A 20,567-nucleotide genomic window follows, 5' to 3' on the forward strand; every position below is an offset into this window, starting at 1 on the left:
CTCATGGCTTTCGCAACAGAACACCCCATCGTTGCGCATTCCGAGTACCGCCCGGTCACGGACATCTTGCGCGCCGATGGGCGATTCGAGGTCGTCAGTCAATACGAGCCCGCCGGTGACCAACCGGGCGCCATCGCCGAGCTCGAGCGCAGAGTTCGGGCGGGGGAGAAGGACGTGGTGCTGCTGGGCGCCACCGGTACGGGTAAGTCGGCGACCACAGCTTGGCTCATCGAGCGGTTACAACGGCCGACGCTCGTCATGGCGCCGAACAAGACCCTCGCCGCGCAGCTGGCCAACGAGCTTCGGGAAATGTTGCCGCACAATGCTGTCGAGTACTTCGTTTCCTACTATGACTACTACCAGCCGGAAGCGTATATCGCCCAGACCGACACCTATATCGAGAAAGACAGCTCCATCAACGACGATGTGGAGCGGCTGCGGCACTCGGCGACGTCCAACCTGCTGTCCCGCCGGGACGTCGTGGTGGTGGCCTCGGTCTCGTGCATCTACGGCCTCGGTACACCGCAGTCCTATCTGGATCGTTCCGTGCAGTTGGACGTGGGACTGGAAGTGCCGCGCGACGCGCTGCTGCGTCTGCTGGTCGATATGCAGTACAACCGCAACGACATGGCATTCACCCGGGGCACCTTCCGGGTGCGCGGGGATACCGTCGAGATCATCCCTTCCTATGAGGAGCTGGCCGTTCGCATCGAATTCTTCGGTGACGAGGTGGAGGCGCTCTACTATCTGCACCCGCTCACCGGAGATGTTGTGCGGCAGACCAACTCGTTGCGCATCTTCCCGGCCACGCACTATGTCGCCGGACCGGAGCGGATGGGGAAGGCGCTCGAAGGTATCGAGCAGGAACTTGAGGACCGCCTGTCCGAGCTGGAGGGGCAGGGCAAGCTGTTGGAGGCGCAGCGCCTGCGGATGCGGACCAACTACGACATCGAGATGATGCGCAACGTCGGCTTCTGCTCGGGTATCGAGAACTACTCGCGGCATATCGACGGGCGTGGAGCCGGCACACCGCCGGCCACCCTGCTGGACTACTTCCCTGACGATTTCCTGCTGGTCATCGACGAATCGCACGTGACGGTGCCGCAGATCGGTGCCATGTATGAGGGGGACATGTCGCGTAAGCGGAACCTGGTGGACTTCGGTTTCCGGCTTCCGTCCGCAGTCGACAATCGACCCCTTACCTGGGAAGAGTTCGCCGAGCGCATCGGTCAGACGGTGTATTTGTCCGCGACTCCTGGTAACTACGAACGCAGTGCGGCCGGTGGGGAGTTCGTAGAACAGGTCATCCGGCCGACCGGGCTGGTGGACCCGAAGGTGGTCGTCAAACCCACCAAGGGGCAGATCGACGATCTCATCGCGTCGATCCGGCAGCGCACCGAGGCCGACGAACGTGTGCTGGTCACGACGCTGACGAAGAAGATGGCGGAGGACCTCACCGATTATCTGCTGGAAATGGGTATCCGGGTCCGGTACCTGCATTCGGAGGTCGACACGCTGCGACGCGTCGAACTGCTGCGGCAGCTCCGGCTCGGTGAGTACGACGTCCTGGTGGGTATCAACCTCCTGCGGGAAGGCTTGGACCTACCCGAGGTGTCGTTGGTGGCGATTCTCGACGCCGATAAGGAAGGGTTCCTGCGATCCAGCAGAAGCCTGATCCAGACCATCGGTCGTGCCGCGCGCAACGTCTCCGGTGAGGTGCACATGTACGCCGACACCATGACGGACTCGATGAAGGAGGCCATCGATGAGACGGATCGTCGACGGGCCAAACAGATTGCCTACAACGAAGCGAACGGGATCGACCCCCAACCGTTGCGTAAGAAGATCGCCGACATCCTGGACCAGGTGTACCGGGAAGCCGAAGACACCGAGGAAGTGGCGGTCGGAGGCTCCGGCCGCAACGCCAGCCGTGGCCGGCGCGCCCAGGGCGAGCCCGGCCGCGCGGTGAGCGCCGGGGTCTTCGAGGGGCGCGATACCAAGAGCATGCCGCGCGCCGAGTTGGCCGATCTGATCAAGGACATGACCGAGCAGATGATGGCCGCGGCGCGTGATCTGCAGTTCGAGTTGGCGGCCAGGTTCCGCGACGAGATCGCCGATCTGAAAAAGGAATTGCGCGGTATGGATGCCGCCGGTCTGCAGTGATCAGCCGGGATCGGCGAGTAACAGTGCGCCGGTAGCGCCGTCATCGGCCAGCACGTCGGCGGGGTTGAACAAAGTGCATTTTGTCATCGAGAGACAACCGCAGCCGATGCATCCGGTGAGCTTGTCCTGCATATCGGCGATGGCGTTTTTGCGGGCTTCCAGATGTGCGTGCCACCCGCGGGAGATTCGTTGCCAGTCACGGGTACTCGGTGCCCGGTCATCCGGGAGGCTGGACAGCACCTCGGCCACCTCGGACAAGGGGATGCCGAATCCGGTCGCTACCCGGATCAACGAGATGCGGCGTAGGGCGTGGCGGCGGAAGACGCGTGCGTTCCCGGATGTGCGTTCGGCGGGGACCAGACCGATATCGGCGTAGTAGCGCACCGCGGACACCGCGATTCCGCTGCGCCGGGCCACCTCGCCGATCGGTAGCAGCTCGGCTTTGTCCTTCATAAGACCTCCCGGGACGGCGCAGCTGCTGTTGGCTATGGCGCGTGTTGATCTCAAGTGGACTTTAGCTCATACGGTGTCGGCATGGATCAAGGATTGGGCACCGGTAGTTGGCGGGATCTGTTGGGTGGGCGACAACTCGGGATTGTCACGGTGCTGGCGGGTGGTGTGATGCTGTATGCCACGAACGTTTATCTCACCACGAGTCTGTTGCCGAGCGCGGTCGCGGACATCGGCGGTGAGCGTTTCTACGCCTGGGTGACAACGGTCTATCTGGTCGCGTCGGTGAGCGCCGCCACGGTGGTGAATCCACTGCTGAGCTGGGCGGGCCCTCGCGGCGCGTACCTGATGGCCTTCGGGGCATTCGCGGCGGGCACCCTGGTCTGTGCGGTTGCTCCCGGAATACAGACCATGCTCGCCGGACGCGCGGTCCAGGGGGCGGCCGGCGGATTGTTGGCGGGTCTCGCTTACGCCGTCATCAATCTGGCACTGCCACAACGTCTGTGGACCCGTGCCTCGGCACTCACGTCGGCGGTGTGGGGGGTCGGCACGTTTGTGGGACCGGCGACGGGCGGGTTCTTCGCGCAATGGGGGCTCTGGCGATGGGCATTCGGAGCGCTGGCCCTCGTCGCCGTGGCGATAGCCGCCATGGTGCCCGCGGTATTGACACAGGCCCAGACGCCGAACTCCACGGCGGCGCGGCACCGGGTACCGGTGCGGTCATTGCTTGTACTCACGGTGGCGGCAAGTCTGGTGGCCGTGGCAGGGCTGCAGTCGGCGTTGTCGTCCATGGCCGTTCTCATCATGGTCGCCGCGGCCCTGGTGGTCCTGTTCGTCATGCTCGATCGCCGTTCCCCCGCATCGGTACTACCGAAGTCGGTTTTCGCGCGGAACCCGCTGAAATGGATCTACCTGACGATCGCGGTATTGGCGGTGGCCTCGATGGTCGAGACATTCATTCCGTTCTTCGGGCAGCGACTGGGCCACCTGACTCCGGTGGCCGCCGGATTCCTCGGTGCCACCTTGGCTTTCGGCTGGACCGTCGGCGAAATGATCAGCGCATCGGCGCACGGGCGCACGGTTCGCCGGATAGTGAGTATCGCTCCGGTAGTGGTTGCGGTGGGTCTGGTGCTGGCCGGCGCGCTACAACGCGATGGCGCCACCGTGCCCGAGATCATGCTGTGGGCACTCGGGTTCGCCCTCGCCGGTGCCGGTATCGGCATGGCCTGGCCGCATCTGGCCGCGGCGGCGATGTCGGTGTCCACGGATGCGTCGGAAGGCGGGGCCGCGGCCGCCGCCATCAGCACCGTGCAGTTGATCGCCGGAGCCTTCGGGGCCGGGCTGGCCGGCGTGCTCGTCAATTTCGGCGGTCCGTCGGCGCACGGGGCGCAACTGCTGTTCCTGGGATTCGCCGCAATTGTGGTGTCCGGTGTTGCGGTGTCTTTCAGGATGTTTCACGCGGGCACCGCGCCGGAGGTGACGGATACGGCCAGCGAAGAGACGGTTAGCGCCCCGTTATGAGCCTTGCCGGTGTATGAACAGACCATGCACCGGATTCTTGCGCTGACCGCCGCCGTGCTCACTCTCGCCTCCTGCGGGACGACGCAGAACCAGAGTTCCCCGACGGCCACAGCCCCTTCCACCAACGATGACCGTGGCGCGTTTCGGGACCTGTATCGGGAACTGATCGAAACGAACACCACGGCGTCGCAGGGGAGTTGCACCGACGCCGCGCAAAAGATGGCCACGCGTCTCAAAGGTGCCGGATACGCCGACAAGGATCTGGTCGAGTTCAGCCCGCCTGATCACCCCAAGGACGGCGGTCTGGTGGCGACGCTCGCGGGCTCCGACTCCGCCGCCAAACCCATCCTGCTCCTGGCACATATCGATGTCGTGGAGGCCAAACGCGAGGACTGGAAGCGTGATCCGTTCACGCTCGCCGAGGAGAACGGGTATTTCTTTGCGCGCGGCGCCGAGGACGACAAGGCCATGGCCGCTATCTTCGTCGACAGTCTCATCCGGTACCGCACAGAGAACTTTGTCCCGAAACGCCCAATCCGGGTTGCGCTTACTTGTGGGGAAGAGGGCGGCGGCCAGGTGAATGGTGCGGAGTGGCTCCATCAGAATCGGCCCGATCTCGTCGACGCCGAGTTCGTCATCAACGAGGGCGCGGGCGGCGACCTCAACGAGGACAACAAACCCATCCTGCTTGAAATCCAGGCCGGTCAGAAGATCTATCAGGACTTCACCCTCGAGGTCACCGACGAGGGCGGGCACAGCAGCCAGCCCGGTCCTTTCAACGCGATACAGGCGCTCGGCTCCGCGCTGAACCGGCTTGCCGCCGCACCGTTTCCGGTGCAGCTCAACGAGGTGACCCGGGCCTATTTCAAGGCACAGGCCGCGCTACAGCCGGGTGAGGTGGGTCAGGCCATGTCGACAATCGTTGTCAATCCACAGGATCCGGGTGCCATCGCGGTGCTATCCCGGAACCCGCTCTACAACGCCATGCTGCGTACCACCTGCGTTCCCACCAAAATCGAAGGTGGGCATGCCAACAACGCGCTGCCACAACGCGCCACCGCCAACGTGAATTGCCGGATATTGCCCGGGGTCGGGGTGCAACAGGGGGTTCAGGACGCCATCGTGAAGGCGGTCAACGACCCGAAGGTCACGGTGAGGCCCGCCGCACCGTTCCGTACCAATGTCGCCAGCGTCCCGCCGTTGTCCCCACAGATCGTCGAACCCATCAAGGCCGTCGCCGGCTCGATGTGGCCGGGCGTACCCCTGGTGCCCACCATGTCCACCGGCGCGACGGATGCGATCTACTTCGGCCAGACGCCGGTCTACGGCCTCAGCGGCATATTCGCCCAGCCCGGGGAGACGCACGCACATGGTCTGGACGAGCGGATCCAGGTCAAATCCCTCTATGACGGGCGAGCCTTCCTCTATCAAGTCGTCAAGCTGTATGCGAATGGTGCGTGATTGTCCTCATAACCAGATTGAGGCGCGCGCCATACCGGTGCGACCGTCCGACGAGGGAAAATCGCGCGCATAGCCCGACACAATCGGCCAAATGACGCATGGTGGGGGCCCTTCCCGGCTAATCTCATCTGGCCTGGTCAAACGGAACTGGAGGACCTTTCATGAGTGCATACAGCACTGTCGTTGTCGGTACAGACGGATCGGATTCGTCGTACCGGGCGGTCGACCGCGCTGGAGCCATCGCGGGCGCCGCCGGCGCCAAGCTCATCGTCGCGACCGCGTATTTCCCCGAGAACAACCCTCATTCGGCCGATGTGCTCAAGGACGACGCGTACAAGGTCACCGGCAAGGCGCCCGTCTACGACATCCTGCGCACCGCACGCGAGCGCGCGACTGCCGCGGGTGCGGGAAATGTTGAAGAGCGCTCGATCGAGGGAGCGCCGGTGGATGCGCTACTTGACCTGGTGATCAACTCCAAGGCCGATCTACTGGTCGTCGGCAACGTCGGTCTGAACACCATCGCCGGACGCCTGCTGGGATCGGTGCCCTCCGACGTCGCACGCCGTTCCAAGTGCGACGTGCTGATCGTTCACACCACCTAGATTCGGTAGGGGCTCGAACGAGGCGGAATCACCAGCCTCGTTCGCGCCATTCACCGAGTGATCCGCGCTCGGCACCCAGGGTGGTGTCGTCTCCGTGCCCCGGGTATACAACGGTGGAATCCGGGTATGCCCCGAACAGCCGCTCACTGACATCGTCCAGCAGCTGGTTGAAGTCTTCTGGACCGGAAGTCCGTCCCACACCCCCGGGAAACAGCGAGTCCCCGGTGAACAGATGCGTGACTCCGCCGGCGGAGAACGCCAGCGCTACCGAGCCCGGCGTATGTCCACGCAGATGAATGACGTCGAAGTGCAGGTCGCCGATATCGAAGCTGTCGCCACCGGCCAATAGCGTGGTGGGTGGGACCGGGAGTGGTCCGGCATCCAAATCATGTGCGGCGCTGGGGGATTGAGTCTTCCCGACAATTGCTTCCAGGGCCTGCCAGTGATCGAAATGCTGATGTGTGGTCACGATCAGTTCGATGTTCGGCGCGTTCTCGTCCAGCAGGGTGGCCAGCCGCTCGGCGTCGTTGGCGGCGTCGATGAGCAGCGACTTGCCGGTGTTCGCGCATGTCACGATGTACGCGTTGTTGTCCATCGGGCCCACCGAGGCCTTGATGATGGTCGCACCGTCCACGGTGCGACGTGCCACTCCGGAGCCCGGCTCGATGTGCCCGGAATAGTCGTCGTCGATGGTGATCGAGGTCATGCTCCAACCGTAGTGGCCGATAGTGACGCGAAGGTTGTCGGTACCTCGTCCTAGCATGGAGTCGACGACTCAGTCGGCCTGGATTCCGCATGGGGCTACAGGGGCTGGGTCATGCGAAAACACCTGCATGGGGCAGTGTGAAAGGAGACAGGTGGCCGACCGTCTGATTGTGCGGGGCGCGCGTGAGCACAACCTGCGCGGTATCGACCTTGACCTACCCCGCGACAGCCTCATTGTCTTCACCGGCTTGTCGGGTTCCGGAAAGTCGAGTCTTGCGTTCGACACCATCTTCGCCGAGGGGCAGCGCCGATACGTCGAATCGCTATCGGCCTACGCCCGGCAGTTCCTCGGGCAGATGGACAAACCCGATGTCGATTTCATCGAGGGGCTGTCCCCGGCGGTGTCGATCGACCAGAAGTCCACCAACCGCAACCCACGGTCCACGGTGGGCACCATCACCGAGGTCTACGACTATCTGCGTCTGCTGTACGCGCGCGCCGGCACACCACACTGCCCGGTATGTGGGGAGAAGATCGCGAAGCAGACGCCCCAGCAGATCGTGGATCAGGTGCTGGACATGGAGGAGGGCCTGCGGTTCCAGGTACTCGCTCCGGTGGTGCGCACCCGCAAGGGCGAGTTCGTCGACCTGTTCGAGCAGCTGAACTCGCAGGGCTACAGCAGAATTCGCGTGGACGGTGTAGTGCACTCGCTCACCGATCCACCCAAGCTCAAGAAGCAGGAGAAACACGATATCGAGGTGGTCATCGACCGCCTATCGGTCAAGGCGACCTCCAAGCAGCGGCTCACCGACTCGGTGGAGACCGCGCTGCGGCTCGCCGACGGCATCGTGGTGCTCGAGTTCGTCGACGCGGACGAAGATTCCCCGCACCGCGAACGCAGGTTTTCCGAGAAACTTGCCTGCCCCAACGGCCACCCGCTTGCCGTGGATGATCTTGAACCACGGTCTTTTTCGTTCAACTCGCCCTATGGCGCCTGCCCCGAATGCACCGGCCTGGGCATCAAGAAGGAAGTGGACCCCGACCTGGTGGTCCCTGACCCTGACATGACACTGGCCGAGGGGGCGATCGCACCCTGGTCGATGGGGCAGAACGCCGACTACTTCGTCCGGCTCATGTCCGGACTCGGCGACGCTCTCGGATTCGATGTGGACACACCGTGGAAGAAGCTGCCCGCGGCGGCCAAGAAGGCAATCCTGGACGGCTCCACCGAGCAGGTTCATGTGCGGTACAAGAACCGGTATGGGCGCACCCGTTCCTATTACGCGGAATTCGAAGGCGTGCTGGCATTCCTGCAACGCCGCATGGAACAAACCGAATCGGAATGGGCCAAGGAACGTTATGAGGGGTTCATGCGGGACATCCCGTGCCCCGAATGCAACGGCACCCGCCTCAAGCCCGAGATTCTGTCGGTCACCCTGACGGCGGGGGAGCACGGCACCAAATCGATCGCAGAGGTGTGCGAGCTGTCCATCGCGGACTGTGCGCAATTCCTGAACGCACTGACTCTGGGGCATCGCGAGCAGGCCATCGCCGGGCAGGTGCTCAAGGAGGTTCAGTTCCGGCTGGGATTCCTGCTGGACGTGGGCCTGCAGTACCTGTCGCTGTCGCGTGCGGCGGGCACGTTGTCCGGCGGTGAGGCGCAGCGCATCAGACTGGCGACCCAGATCGGCTCGGGCCTGGTCGGCGTGCTCTACGTTCTTGATGAACCCTCAATCGGTCTGCATCAGCGGGACAATCGGCGCCTTATCGACACCCTCACGCGGCTGAGGGATCTGGGCAACACGCTCATCGTGGTCGAGCATGACGAGGACACCATCAAACATGCCGACTGGGTGGTGGACATCGGTCCGGCGGCCGGCGAGCATGGCGGCCAGGTGGTGCACAGCGGCACCTACGCGGAGCTGCTGAAAAACAAGAACTCCGTCACCGGTTCGTATTTGTCTGGCGCAGAAAGCATTCCGCTGCCGCCGATGCGCCGCGCGATTGACCCGAAACGTCAGGTGACCGTGGTGGGCGCGCGCGAGCACAACCTCAACGGCATCGACGTCTCCTTTCCGCTCGGGGTGCTGACCTCCGTCACCGGCGTGTCGGGATCGGGGAAATCGACTCTGGTCAACGACATTCTCGCCACCGTGCTGGCCAACAAGCTCAACGGGGCACGCCAGGTGCCTGGCCGGCACACCCGGGTGACCGGTTTGGACAAGGTCGACAAGCTGGTGCGGGTCGATCAGTCGCCGATCGGGCGTACACCTCGCTCGAATCCCGCTACCTACACCGGGGTCTTCGACAAGATCCGCACGCTCTTCGCGGCGACCACCGAGGCCAAGGTCCGCGGCTATCAACCGGGCCGGTTCTCCTTCAACGTCAAGGGCGGCCGCTGCGAGGCGTGTACCGGCGACGGCACCATCAAGATCGAGATGAACTTCCTGCCGGACGTTTATGTGCCCTGCGAGGTGTGCCACGGCGCCCGCTACAACAGGGAAACGCTTGAGGTGCACTACAAGGGCAAGACCATCGCCCAGGTACTCGACATGCCCATCGAGGAGGCCGCCGAGTTCTTCGAGCCCATCACCTCGATCCACCGCTATCTGAAAACCCTCGTCGAGGTCGGACTGGGTTATGTGCGGCTGGGGCAGCCCGCACCGACCCTCTCCGGCGGTGAGGCGCAGCGCGTCAAGCTGGCCGCCGAACTGCAGAAGCGCTCGACGGGCAAGACCATCTACATCCTCGACGAACCCACCACTGGTCTGCATTTCGAGGACATCCGCAAGCTACTCACGGTCATCAACGGCTTGGTAGACAAGGGCAACACCGTCATCGTCATCGAACACAACCTCGATGTCATCAAGACATCGGACTGGATCATCGATATGGGTCCCGAGGGCGGATCGGGGGGCGGCACCGTGGTGGCGGAGGGGCCGCCGGAATCCGTCGCGCAGACGGGGGGCAGCTACACCGGTGAATTCCTGGTGGACCTGTTGCCCAAGCCGGAGCGCAACGGCAAGACCCCTGCGAAAGCTCCTGCCAAGAGCGCCGGAACCACAGCCGCCAAAGCGAGGACCAGGAAGGTTGTCACTGCGGTCTAGGGTGGCAGTCATGACTGACGCCGTGGTTGGTGAACCGTTCGTCCGTATCCTCGCCAACCTGGCGCAGGCAGAACCGGATGCCCCGGCCGTCACCTGCGGTACCGACTCGGTCACCCGGGCGGAGTTGGAGCGGCGCGCCACCGCGCTGGCGCACGCATACCGGCGGCTCGGGGTGCGGCAGGGTGATCTCGTCACCATCGCACTGCCCAACTCGGTGGAGTTCTTCGCTGCCCAAATCGCGGTATGGAAGCTGGGTGCCACCCCGCAACCGGTGTCCTGGCGGCTGCCTCTCGCCGAACGCCGGGCAATCGTGGAACTGGCCGACTCGACGCTCGTGGTCGGGGTAGACCCCGCAGAACATCCCGATCGGGTTTGTGTCCCAGCAGGATTCGAGCCAACCGCCGAAGACGCTGCCGCTGATCCACTGCCCGAGGTGGTTTCACCCGCCTGGAAGGCACCCACCTCCGGGGGCAGCACCGGCCGGCCCAAGATCATCCTGGCACCCACTCCCGCCACCATCACCGGACCCGCGGCGGGTGAGATGGTGGGTATGCAGCACGCGGACGCCCAGCTTGTCGCGGGCCCGCTGTATCACAATGCGCCGCTGATGTTTTCGTCGTACGGGTTGCTGCTCGGACACCACCTGATTGTGCAGCCGAAGTTCGACGCACTCGAGGCGCTCGAGCTGATCGCTGCCCACAAGGTCACCTGGCTGCAGGTGGTGCCCACCATGATGTCGCGCATGCTGCGTGAGCTCCGGCAATACCCCGGACGGTTCGACCTCTCCACCATTCGCGTGCTGTGGCATATGGCGGCTCCGTGTCCGGTGTGGCTGAAGCAAGCGTGGATAGATCTGCTGGGACCGGAAGTGATTTGGGAGCTGTACGCCGGTACGGAGGCCATCGGCGGCACCATCATCACCGGGCAGGAATGGCTGGCTCACCGTGGCTCCGTCGGAAAGCCGGCGCTCGGTGAACTCGCCATCCTCGACGAGGACGGAAATCCTTTGCCTGCCGGCGAGGTGGGGGAGATCTTCATGCGCCCATGGGAGGGCATGCCCACGCCATACAAGTACCTGGGGGCACAGATCAAGCGATTCGGCACCTGGGAGTCGATCGGCGATCTCGGCTGGCTGGACGATGACGGCTACCTCTACATGAGTGATCGACGTACCGACTTGATCGTCACCGGTGGCGCGAATGTGTTTCCCGCAGAAGTGGAATCGATCATGAACGGCTACCCGGGCGTGATCGACAGCGTTGTGGTGGGCCTACCCGATGACGATCTTGGTCAGAGCGTGCATGCTGTGGTGCACGCTGAACGTAACGTCACCGAGGATCAGCTGCGCGACTATCTGCTCGACCAGATAGTTCGATACAAGGTGCCGCGCACCATCGAGTTCGTCGCCGAACCGTTGCGGGAAGATTCCGGCAAGGTCCGGCGCAGTCTCATCCGTGAGCAGGCGATTGCCCGTCGGGCAGCTGACGGCTAGCGTCCTGGCGCATCGACCTACGGATCTCCTCCAGCCGCTCGGCCGCGGCCTGGTTTCTGGCCTCGAACTGTTCCTCAAGCGCGCGACCTTCGTCACTTTCGGCATCCAGCTCGGCCGACCCGGCGGCGGTGCCCGAGCGGGTCTCGATCTTCTCGCGCACCGACTCGAACGTCGGTACACCGCTGTCGGTGTACCCCGGATCAGGAGTATCGGTCATACCGATCGACGCTACCCTTCGCGGCTAGCGCGGCAGCGGCATATCGGGGACCGTGGGCGTACCGATCCGGCCCGCCATCCATGGAAGTGCTGAGGTGAAGGCAGTCTGCGCGAACGGCCACTTGTGCTCACCGGGCTTGTGCTGCACCGTGCATGAGATCCCCTGTGCCGTAGCCACCTCACACAGTTTGTGCGCGGCACGGTCCTGATCGCTCAGCGGGACGGCCGCTGCCGCGCCGGGTGATGCTCCGCTACTGGTGATCGCGCCGGATCCGGCCCGGTGCATCCCGTTGACGTCGAACCAGCCCGCGGTGTTGGCATAACGTCCATGACGGGTCATCACCGTCGCCGGGTCGAACTGATCCCAGGCGCCGGCGTCGCCGCCGAAGAGGCGGGCGATCGTCTGTGCCTTGTTTCCGGTGTTCGGCGACATGTCGCCGGCGATGTCCTCGAAGGCGCTGAACAGTTCGGGGTGCCTGGCGGCAAGGGTCACGGCGCAGGTACCACCCATGGACCAGCCCACGATGCCCCAGTTCTGCGGGCGTGGGCTGACTCCGAAGCGCGACACCATGAAGGGGACGACATCTTTTGTCAGGTGATCGGCGGAGTTGCCGCGCGGCCCATTCACACATTCGGTGTCGTTGTTGAACGAACCGCCGGCATCGACGAACACCATCACCGGCGCGTTGCCGCCATGCTGGCTGGCGAAGGCGTCGGCCACGTCGACCGCGTTTCCGCTCCGAATCCAGTCGCTGGGGGTGTTGAACTCGCCGCCGATCATCATGATCGTGGGCAGCTCGGCACGTGTGGAGTCAAACCAGGCCGGAGGCAGGTACACGATCTCCTTGCGGTGCCGGAATCCGCTGGCATCGGCTGGGATATCGACCGGGACGAGCTTGCCCTTGGTCATGGTCGGCCCGCGCCGCTCCGCGCGTGCGGCGGTCACGGTCGCCATATCGGCTTGATTGGGGAGCGGACCGGCGGTTAGCTGCGCCCATCCGGATTGGACGCTACGCACGTAGCCGACCCATTGATTCAACATGAGTGAGCCCGACAGTACGGCGAGTGGGACCGCGGTCAGTGCGACTGCGCGGCGCCACCAGCGCGCCGTGCGCCAGCCCACCACCAGGACGGTGGCAGCGACGCCGGTGAGCGCGATCCACACCCAGAGCATCAGCGGAGCCGGGTTGCCTCTGTCTGCCCAGCCCTCGGACTGGATGTACCAATAGGCCCAGGCGGCGAGGGCCGCGCCGATGCCTACCGCAACGGGTACCCAGCGGCGAAACCACCGGCGAGTACGCAAACCAATCGCGATGACGAGCGCAAAGCCGGCGATGACCTGCATGGAGACGGCAAAGTTCCCATGTAACAGCGAGATGTCATGACCGGACACGGCACTCATGATGACCTAGGTTTCTGTGAATTATCTGTCAGCTGTCCGACGAGTCCGGATACGGAACGCCAACAATTCCAGACTACTCAGTGCGGGCCACGACCTAGCGCGGCTTGGCCAGGGGGAAGGGCAGCGTCTCGCGGATGCTGCGTCCGGTGATCAGCATGACCACCCGGTCGACACCCATTCCCATACCTCCGGTCGGCGCCATCGCGTACTCCATGGCCCGCAGGAAATCCTCGTCGAGTTCCATCGCCTCGGCGTCTCCGCCCGCAGCCAGCAGTGATTGCTCGTACAAGCGCCGTCGCTGCTCCACCGGATCGGTCAACTCGGTGTAGGCGGTGCCAAGTTCGACGCCCCACGCGACGAGATCCCACCGCTCGGCGAGACCGGCGATGCTGCGGTGCGGGCGGGTCAATGGCGACACCGACACGGGAAAATCGCTGTAGAACGTCGGGGTCGTCGTGTGTTTCTCGACCAGCCGTTCATAGAGCTCCAGCACCAGATGGCCGGCATCCCACCGCGGATTGAACTGCACTTCGACCGACTGGCAAAACCGTTGCAGCGCCGGGATTTCCGTCGTCGCGTCGACCTGCTCGCCGAGAGCGCGTGAGACCGCGTCATGTACGGGGATGATCGGCCACTCGCCGCTGATATCCACCGGCACCAGCTTGGCGTCGGTGTCATCGGCGCCGGGGCGCATCACCACTTCGCTGCCATGCGCGGCTTTCGCGGCATTCTGGATCAGCCGCTGGGTGGTCTTGGCCCAGGTGATGTAGTCCGCGTGCGCCTGGTAGGCCTCCAGCAGCGTGAACTCGGGGTTGTGGCTGAAGTCCACCCCCTCATTGCGGAAGGCCCGGCCCAGCTCGAAGACTCGCTCCACGCCGCCGACACAGAGTCGTTTCAGATACAGCTCCGGCGCGATACGCAGATACAGATCCAGGTTGTACGCGTTGATATGGGTCAGGAATGGACGCGCGTTGGCGCCGCCGTGCACCTGCTGCAGGATCGGTGTCTCCACCTCGAGGAATCCCTCGGACAACAAGGTGCTGCGCAGCGATGTGATGATCGCGCTGCGTGCTGCTATCTGCTCACGGGCCTCGGGATTGATGGCCAGATCGAGGTATCGCGCGCGCACCCTGGCCTCCGGGTCGATAAGCCCCTTGCGTTTGTCCGGGAGGGGATGCAGGCACTTGCCGATGATCCGCCACGACCGCACCAGGACCGACCGGGTGCCGTTGTGCGATCGGCCCATGACCCCGCTGGCCTCGATCAAGTCGCCCAAGTCGACAGCAGCGGTGAACTCTTCATGCAGACGCGGATCATCGATGAGCAGCTGCACTTCATCCGACCAATCGCGCAGCTGGGCGAACAGCACACCGCCGTAGTCGCGGATCCGCAGGAGGCGACCGCTGATGACCACCTCGCTACCGTCGGGTGCGGCCAGCGCTTGGGCGACGGTATGCGACGGCGGCGACCCCACCGGATATGCGTCGATTCCCTTCTCCTGCAAGGCTGCTAGCTTGCCAAGCCGCACCTTCACCTGCTCGGGCACGCGCTGCTTGGGGGTGGCCTGAGGCAGCAGATCGGGCGTGCTGCCGTCGTGATGCAACAGCCCGGTGGCCACGATGGCTTGGGGGACCGCACTGTATTGGCCAGTGTGCCGCGGCTTGTCGCGGTTTCCGAAGGGCAGCACCAAGAAGCCCTCGGCGATCACCGAAGCGATACCGATCCGGGGGATGAGCCGGGCGTCCTCGTAGCAGGCGAACCGGGGTACCCATTCGGGCTGGTACTTCACATTCGAGCGGTACAACTGCTCGAACTGCCAGAAGCGTGACGCGAACATCAGCACCGAGCGCCACAGCCGCAGCACCGGTCCGGCCCCGATTCGCGAGCCGTCGGCGTAGACCGAGCGGAACATCACGAAGTTCAGGGAAACCCGGGTGATCCCCATGCTCTCGGCCCGAGTCAGCAGCTCGGTAACCATGAATTCGATGGTGCCATTGGGTGATTGGCGCGAACGGCGCATCAATTCGAGCGATACCCCGTTGTTTCCCCAGGGCACGAGCGAGAGCATGGCTACCGGGCCGCCGTTGGCGTCGATTGCCTCCACCAGTAGGCAGTCGCCGTCGGTGGAGTCGCCCAACCGCCCGAGAGCCATGGAGAATCCGCGTTCGGTGTTGCCGTCGCGCCACAGGTCGGCGTTCACCGTGATCTGTTTCGTCTCTTCGGCGCTCAGTTCGCGGTGGCGGCGGATACGCACCGACAGTCCCGATCGCCGGGCGCGGTTGACCGCCTGCCGCACGGCGGCCATATGCGGACCCGAAATTGAGAAGGAGCGCGGGTACAAGATCGCCTCGTCGCCGAGTTCCAAGGCGTTGAGGCCATGTTCGCGATACGCGAGTGCGCCCTCTGCGCTGGCGCCCATCACCGCCGGAGCCCAGCCGTATGCGTCGCATACCTGCAACCATGCGGCGATGGCCTGACCCCATGCCGACTTGTCGCCGATGGGGTCCGCACTGACCAGACAGACGCCGACCTCCACCCGATAGGTCACGGCCGCACGGCCATTGGGCGCGAAGATGACCGCCTTGTCCCGGCGTGTGGCGAAGTAGCCCAGAGAATCATCCTGGCCGTAGCGCTCCAGGAGTCCACGGATCAGTGACTCATCATCACCGGTGAGCGCGTTGACGGCCCGTTGGGAGCGGAACAGCACGATGGCCGCGGCGATCAGGGCCAGCGCCCCGAATAGCCCAAACAACCAGTTCAGGAAATGCGGTGGGACTCCGTCGAAATCGCGGTGCGATGCGATGGAGAAACCGGCGACACGGTTCAACGCCCACCAGAATCGGTCGCCGGGTACGAGAGTGCGGGGGAAGAGCTCCAAGAGGCCCCACGCGATGAGCGTGCCCGCCGCCAATCCGGCGGTCAGCACCAACGCGGCCTTGACCGTCGCCCCGCGTCGCACCTTGGCGTAGAACTCTTTGCGCGCGAGCAACAGCAGCAGGATGAACGCGCCGTGTACGACCAAGCCGATCAGCTCGGTGGTGTCGCGGTACTCGATAAAGCCACCTACGTTCAGTGCCGATCGGCCCAGCAAATCGATCAGCAGCACCCACCACGCGATGCTCTTGCGTACGGCGAGAGCAGCGGCCAGTAGCGACAGCACAAATGCCCAGGACAGGCTGCCGTCGGGCCAGCCGAACAGATATTCATCGACGAACTCGCGTGGCAGCCTGGTTACCATTCGGATGAATGGCGAAATGCTGGACAGGAAATTCAGAATCGCCTGTATGCCGACAAACCAGCCGAAGAACGCCGGAACCCACCGCCACCGCGAGGTCAGGGGTGGCCGTGCGGCCGGTCGTGCCCCGATCCCAGGAAGTGCTGTGACTACTGAATGGTCCGGGACGGGAGGTTCAACTGCCGGTTTGGTGGATGTCACCTTGCGAGAATAAGTGGCATGCCTTGGCATTCCCTGCGAGTTTGAGTTCCCGGCGTTTTAACGCAGGTACTTCTCGCCGGGGCCCTGCCCAGGTTCGTCGGGGACCGCGCTGGCCTCACGAAAAGCCTTCTGCAGGCTTTGTAGCCCGTCGCGAATCGGCGCGGCGTGTGGACCCAGGTATTCCACCGAGGCCGCCACCAAACCTGCGAGTGCGGTGATCAACCGGCGTGCCTCATCTAAATCACGGTGCGGGCTTTCGTCAGGATCGGGGGAGGACAAGCCCAGTTTCTCGGCGCTGGAGCTCATCAACATCACGATGGCCTTGGTAATGACTTCGATCGCGGGGATGTCGGCTAGCTCGCGGACGTCTTCGGTCGGGGACTGGTCGTGCTGATCATCATGGTCAAGGTCATCGGTCACGGCTGCTAGACTGTCATGTGCGACCGTTCCCGACTCCGTCGGGGACATCAAGTGGAGTCCCGCTCCCACCGCTGGCCATAAGGTACAGCGGTCCGGTCCAGTCACCTTCGGGTGGGTGTTTCTGCACTGTGCAGAGCGACGTTTTCGTCGTGACCGGTCGGCTAGGGGCCCTGCCATGAGCAGGGCCTTTCTGTTCATTTTTTGGGCAGAGTGCTGATGGGCCCGCTTTTGTCCCCGTCGAACCGCGCTTCGGTCACGACAGTTAGAGGACGAGCCAGGGAGGCCACATCAGCACTGAGACCCGCATCAATGAACGTATCCGCGTACCCGAAGTCCGCCTGATCGGCCCGAAAGGCGAGCAGGTCGGCATCGTGCGGATCGAAGATGCGCTCCGCGTCGCAGCCGACGCCGATCTCGACCTTGTCGAGGTAGCCCCAGACGCCAGGCCGCCGGTCTGCAAGATCATGGACTACGGCAAGTTCAAATACGAGACGGCTCTGAAGGAACGCGAGTCTCGCAAGAACCAGCAGCAGACCGTTGTCAAGGAACAGAAGCTTCGGCCGAAGATCGACGATCACGACTACGAAACCAAGAAGGGCCATGTGGTCCGTTTCTTGGAAGCCGGATCCAAAGTCAAGGTCACGATCATGTTCCGCGGACGCGAGCAGTCCCGGCCCGAGCTGGGCTACCGGCTGCTGCAGCGGCTCGGCGCAGACGTGGCCGAATACGGCTTCGTGGAAACCTCTGCGAAGCAGGACGGCCGCAATATGACGATGGTGCTGGCGCCGCACCGGGGCGCGAAGACCCGGGCCAAGGCGGCCCAGCAGGCGGAGGCTCCAGCGGGATCGGCCCCAGCCCAGGCGGCTGCGCCCGCCGAGCAAGCGCCCACCGAACAGACCTAGTACGGAAAACGAAGGACAGGGAACACCAAGATGCCTAAGGCCAAGACCCACAGCGGTGCGTCGAAGCGCTTCCGCACCACCGGCAGCGGAAAGATCGTGCGGCAGAAGGCGAACCGTCGCCACCTGCTGGAGCACAAGCCCACCACCCGCACCCGCCGCCTGGACGGCCGCGCCGTCGTAGCGGAGAACGACGCCAAGCGCGTCAAGAAGATGCTGGCCGGCTAACCGCCTCCGCCACGACCACCCCCAATACACAGCACCACACTGCATCACTAGAAGGAACACACTTATGGCACGCGTGAAAAGGGCCGTCAACGCCCAGAAGAAGCGCCGGACAATCCTGAAGGCCTCCAAGGGCTACCGCGGTCAGCGGTCCCGCCTGTACCGGAAGGCCAAAGAGCAGCAGCTGCATTCGCTGACCTACGCCTACCGGGACCGTCGCGCCCGCAAGGGTGAGTTCCGCAAGCTCTGGATCGCGCGTATCAACGCTGCGGCCCGCGCCAACGACATCACCTACAACCGCTTCATCCAGGGCCTGAAGATCGCCGGCGTTGAGGTTGACCGCAAGAACCTCGCCGAGCTGGCCGTCAGCGACGCTGCCGCGTTCACCGCCCTGGTTGAGGTCGCCAAGGCCGCGCTGCCTGAGGACGTCAATGCTCCGGCCGGGGAAGCCGCCTGAGCGTTCCGCCTGGCTCAATGGCACTGACTGAGCGATCACAAACAGTGATCGACGCGGTCAAACTGCACCGGCCCGCCGCTCGTCGGCGGGCCGGTCTTTTTCTTGCGGAAGGCCCCAACCTTGTCGAGGGCGCACTGCGTGCTGGGGTGGTCGAACGTGTCTTCGCGACGGAGTCGGCGGTAGAGCGATTCGCCGATCTGTTGGCCGACGCGCCGCTGTGCCTGGTCACCGAGCGGGCCGCGAAAGCGTTGTCCGAGACCGTGACTCCGGTGGGTCTGGTAGCTCAGTGCCGCGTTGTCACGGCGGCATGGTCCGACATTGCCGCCCGCTCACCTCGGCTCGTCGTTGTGGCCGTTGATATCTCAGAGCCGGGCAACGCGGGCACCCTGATCCGGGTGGCCGACGCGATGGGCGCCGATGCCGTTGTGTTGGCCGGGAACAGTGTCGATCCGTTCAACGGAAAAAGCCTGCGCGCTTCGGCGGGAAGCATTTTCAACATTCCGGTGGTATCTGAGCCGGGCGTCGCTGCCGTCGCCGCTGATCTGGGAGCGCGGGGTACCGCGATGCTGGCCACCACGCTCGACGGTGATCTCTCGCTCGACGACGCGGATGCCGTGCTCGCCGGGCCTTGTGCCTGGTTCTTCGGAAATGAGGCCCACGGGCTCGACGACGCGACCGCCGCCCTGGCGACGCATCGGATCAACATCCCGATGCGCGGGGGAGCCGAGAGCCTCAACCTGGCCAGCGCCGCGTCGATTTGTCTGTACGCCACGGCGCGGATGCATCGCCGTCAATAGCCTCCAGTACTATCCGACAAAGCCGTAACGACGAGTACTAGTAACTTCTACGGATCGAGGAACCTCATGCCCGCACCCCTGCAGATCAGGCACTTCCGCGAGTCGGACGTTCCCGACCAGGCCGGTAAGACGCACGTCATCACGGGCGCCAACAACGGTCTGGGTCTGGTCGCCGCAGAGGCCCTGGCGCGCGCCGGTGCCCGGGTTGTGCTTGCCTGCCGCAACCAGCAGACCGGGCGTGCGGCGCTGGACAAGGTGCGAGCACTGGGCCCAGATGCCGATCATGCGCTCGTCGAGCTGGATCTCACCAGTCTGGCATCGGTGCGATCTGCGGCGGACGCCATCCGTACCCAGGCGCCCACCATCGATGTGCTGCTGAACAACGCCGGTGTCATGGCGATTCCGTTGCAGCGCACCGCCGAAGGATTCGAGATGCAGATCGGTGTGAACCACCTCGGTCACTTCGTGCTGACGGACGCGCTGCTGCCCTCGCTACTGGCTGCCAACGCGCCGCGGGTCATCTCGCTGGGCAGCGTCGCGCACGCGCAGGGACGCAACAATCTCAAGGTTGACGACCTGAACTTCACTCAACGCCGGTACAACCGGATGACCGCCTACCGCGCCTCGAAGCTGGCGTGCATGCTGTTCGGCTCGGAGCTGTCGCGCAAGGCCGCTGCCGCCGGATCCTCGTTGCTCTCGGTGAACGTGCACCCCGGAGTCGCCGCGACCAACCTCTTCGATTCCATGATCCCCAAGATCCCGGGGCTGCATAAGGCCTTCTACTTCGGGATGGGCCTGGTGCTGCAGGATGAGCGCCAGGGCGCCGAGGCCGAGCTGTACGCGGCGTCCATGCCCGATGTTCAGCCCGACGATTACCTTGGCCCCACTCAGCTCACCGGTGCCCGTGGGCCGGTGGCGCGTGCACCCCGGACCAAGGAAGCGCGCGACCCGAAGCTGGCAGCAGAGCTGTGGGAGAAGTCTGTGGAGCTCACCGGAGCGAACTACTCCGGCCTCACCGGCTAGGCAGTGCTCGGATCACTCTGAGTCCAACGCTCGTGTCGCGCACCGTTGTTCGGCATTATCGGTGCTCGACGCGGGTGTGGCTGAGAGGCTAGGCACCGGCCTGCAAAGCCGTTCACACGGGTTCGAGTCCCGTCACTCGCTCTATTCAGAACAAACGAGAACGCGGTGACCTTCCGAAGAGGGTCACCGCG

General features: G+C 64.3%; 17 protein-coding genes and 1 tRNA gene. 12 read left to right on the forward strand and 6 right to left on the reverse strand.

Annotated elements, in window-relative coordinates; genetic code table 11:
* The first annotated feature begins 3 nt into the window (after window positions 1–3).
* On the forward strand, window positions 4–2,163 hold the full coding sequence (uvrB, locus tag ABG82_RS12195; RefSeq protein WP_043078594.1) for an excinuclease ABC subunit UvrB: 2,160 nt from the start codon (window positions 4–6) through the stop codon (window positions 2,161–2,163).
* Here the strand turns inward: uvrB and soxR are convergent, their stop codons facing one another.
* Window positions 2,164–2,616 (reverse strand): redox-sensitive transcriptional activator SoxR, encoded by a 453-nt coding sequence (gene soxR, locus ABG82_RS12200; RefSeq protein WP_043078595.1) that lies wholly within the window; start codon window positions 2,614–2,616, stop codon window positions 2,164–2,166.
* 81 nt (window positions 2,617–2,697) lie between these two features.
* Between soxR and ABG82_RS12205 the strand changes: the two genes are divergently transcribed.
* The 3 genes from ABG82_RS12205 (at window position 2,698) to ABG82_RS12215 (ending at window position 6,197) form a co-directional block, all read left to right on the forward strand.
* Window positions 2,698–4,134: an MFS transporter gene (locus ABG82_RS12205; RefSeq protein WP_043078596.1), complete on the forward strand. Its 1,437-nt coding sequence runs from the start codon at window positions 2,698–2,700 to the stop codon at window positions 4,132–4,134.
* Between the two features lie 24 nt (window positions 4,135–4,158).
* Window positions 4,159–5,595 carry a M20/M25/M40 family metallo-hydrolase gene (locus ABG82_RS12210; RefSeq protein WP_043078618.1) on the forward strand — a complete coding sequence of 479 codons (1,437 nt, stop codon included), beginning with the start codon at window positions 4,159–4,161 and terminating at the stop codon, window positions 5,593–5,595.
* Between the two features lie 161 nt (window positions 5,596–5,756).
* A complete protein-coding gene (locus ABG82_RS12215; RefSeq protein ID WP_043078597.1) occupies window positions 5,757–6,197 on the forward strand; it encodes a universal stress protein in 441 nt (146 codons plus the stop codon).
* 28 nt (window positions 6,198–6,225) lie between these two features.
* Here the strand turns inward: ABG82_RS12215 and ABG82_RS12220 are convergent, their stop codons facing one another.
* Window positions 6,226–6,903 (reverse strand): MBL fold metallo-hydrolase, encoded by a 678-nt coding sequence (locus tag ABG82_RS12220; RefSeq protein ID WP_043078598.1) that lies wholly within the window; start codon window positions 6,901–6,903, stop codon window positions 6,226–6,228.
* A 151-nt stretch (window positions 6,904–7,054) separates the two neighbouring features.
* On the opposite strand from ABG82_RS12220, the gene uvrA reads away from it, so the two are divergent.
* Window positions 7,055–10,009 (forward strand): excinuclease ABC subunit UvrA, encoded by a 2,955-nt coding sequence (gene uvrA / locus ABG82_RS12225; RefSeq protein ID WP_043078599.1) that lies wholly within the window; start codon window positions 7,055–7,057, stop codon window positions 10,007–10,009.
* Between the two features lie 10 nt (window positions 10,010–10,019).
* On the forward strand, window positions 10,020–11,501 hold the full coding sequence (locus tag ABG82_RS12230) for an AMP-binding protein (RefSeq protein WP_043078619.1): 1,482 nt from the start codon (window positions 10,020–10,022) through the stop codon (window positions 11,499–11,501).
* On the opposite strand, the gene ABG82_RS12235 is transcribed toward ABG82_RS12230, so the two are convergent.
* The 4 genes from ABG82_RS12235 to ABG82_RS12250 all read right to left on the reverse strand — a co-directional run bounded on the left by ABG82_RS12235 (window position 11,458) and on the right by ABG82_RS12250 (window position 16,975).
* Window positions 11,458–11,718, reverse strand: coding sequence for a PspA/IM30 family protein (locus ABG82_RS12235; RefSeq protein ID WP_043078600.1), 261 nt, complete (start codon window positions 11,716–11,718; stop codon window positions 11,458–11,460). The genes ABG82_RS12230 and ABG82_RS12235 overlap by 44 nt on opposite strands.
* Before the next feature lie 24 nt (window positions 11,719–11,742).
* Window positions 11,743–13,119, reverse strand: coding sequence for an alpha/beta hydrolase (locus tag ABG82_RS12240; RefSeq protein ID WP_043078601.1), 1,377 nt, complete (start codon window positions 13,117–13,119; stop codon window positions 11,743–11,745).
* Window positions 13,120–13,213: 94 nt separating this feature from the next.
* On the reverse strand, window positions 13,214–16,555 hold the full coding sequence (lysX, locus tag ABG82_RS12245; protein ID WP_043078602.1) for a bifunctional lysylphosphatidylglycerol synthetase/lysine--tRNA ligase LysX: 3,342 nt from the start codon (window positions 16,553–16,555) through the stop codon (window positions 13,214–13,216).
* A 57-nt stretch (window positions 16,556–16,612) separates the two neighbouring features.
* Complete coding sequence (locus ABG82_RS12250; protein ID WP_043078603.1) at window positions 16,613–16,975, reverse strand: DUF1844 domain-containing protein; 363 nt, start codon at window positions 16,973–16,975, stop codon at window positions 16,613–16,615.
* A gap of 287 nt (window positions 16,976–17,262) precedes the next feature.
* Between ABG82_RS12250 and infC the strand changes: the two genes are divergently transcribed.
* The 6 genes from infC (at window position 17,263) to ABG82_RS12280 (ending at window position 20,517) form a co-directional block, all read left to right on the forward strand.
* Window positions 17,263–17,877, forward strand: coding sequence for a translation initiation factor IF-3 (gene infC, locus ABG82_RS12255; RefSeq protein WP_078343444.1), 615 nt, complete (start codon window positions 17,263–17,265; stop codon window positions 17,875–17,877).
* A 30-nt stretch (window positions 17,878–17,907) separates the two neighbouring features.
* On the forward strand, window positions 17,908–18,102 hold the full coding sequence (gene rpmI, locus ABG82_RS12260; RefSeq protein ID WP_043078605.1) for a 50S ribosomal protein L35: 195 nt from the start codon (window positions 17,908–17,910) through the stop codon (window positions 18,100–18,102).
* Window positions 18,103–18,166: 64 nt separating this feature from the next.
* Window positions 18,167–18,556 carry a 50S ribosomal protein L20 gene (gene rplT / locus ABG82_RS12265; protein ID WP_005058700.1) on the forward strand — a complete coding sequence of 130 codons (390 nt, stop codon included), beginning with the start codon at window positions 18,167–18,169 and terminating at the stop codon, window positions 18,554–18,556.
* Between the two features lie 44 nt (window positions 18,557–18,600).
* Window positions 18,601–19,353, forward strand: coding sequence for a TrmH family RNA methyltransferase (locus ABG82_RS12270; RefSeq protein WP_043078606.1), 753 nt, complete (start codon window positions 18,601–18,603; stop codon window positions 19,351–19,353).
* 66 nt (window positions 19,354–19,419) lie between these two features.
* On the forward strand, window positions 19,420–20,376 hold the full coding sequence (locus ABG82_RS12275; RefSeq protein WP_043078607.1) for an oxidoreductase: 957 nt from the start codon (window positions 19,420–19,422) through the stop codon (window positions 20,374–20,376).
* A gap of 70 nt (window positions 20,377–20,446) precedes the next feature.
* Window positions 20,447–20,517 (forward strand) — tRNA-Cys (locus tag ABG82_RS12280).
* The last annotated feature ends 50 nt before the right edge of the window (window positions 20,518–20,567 follow it).

Origin of the sequence: Mycobacteroides immunogenum, assembly GCF_001605725.1 — a bacterium.
Classification (GTDB): domain Bacteria; phylum Actinomycetota; class Actinomycetes; order Mycobacteriales; family Mycobacteriaceae; genus Mycobacterium; species Mycobacterium immunogenum.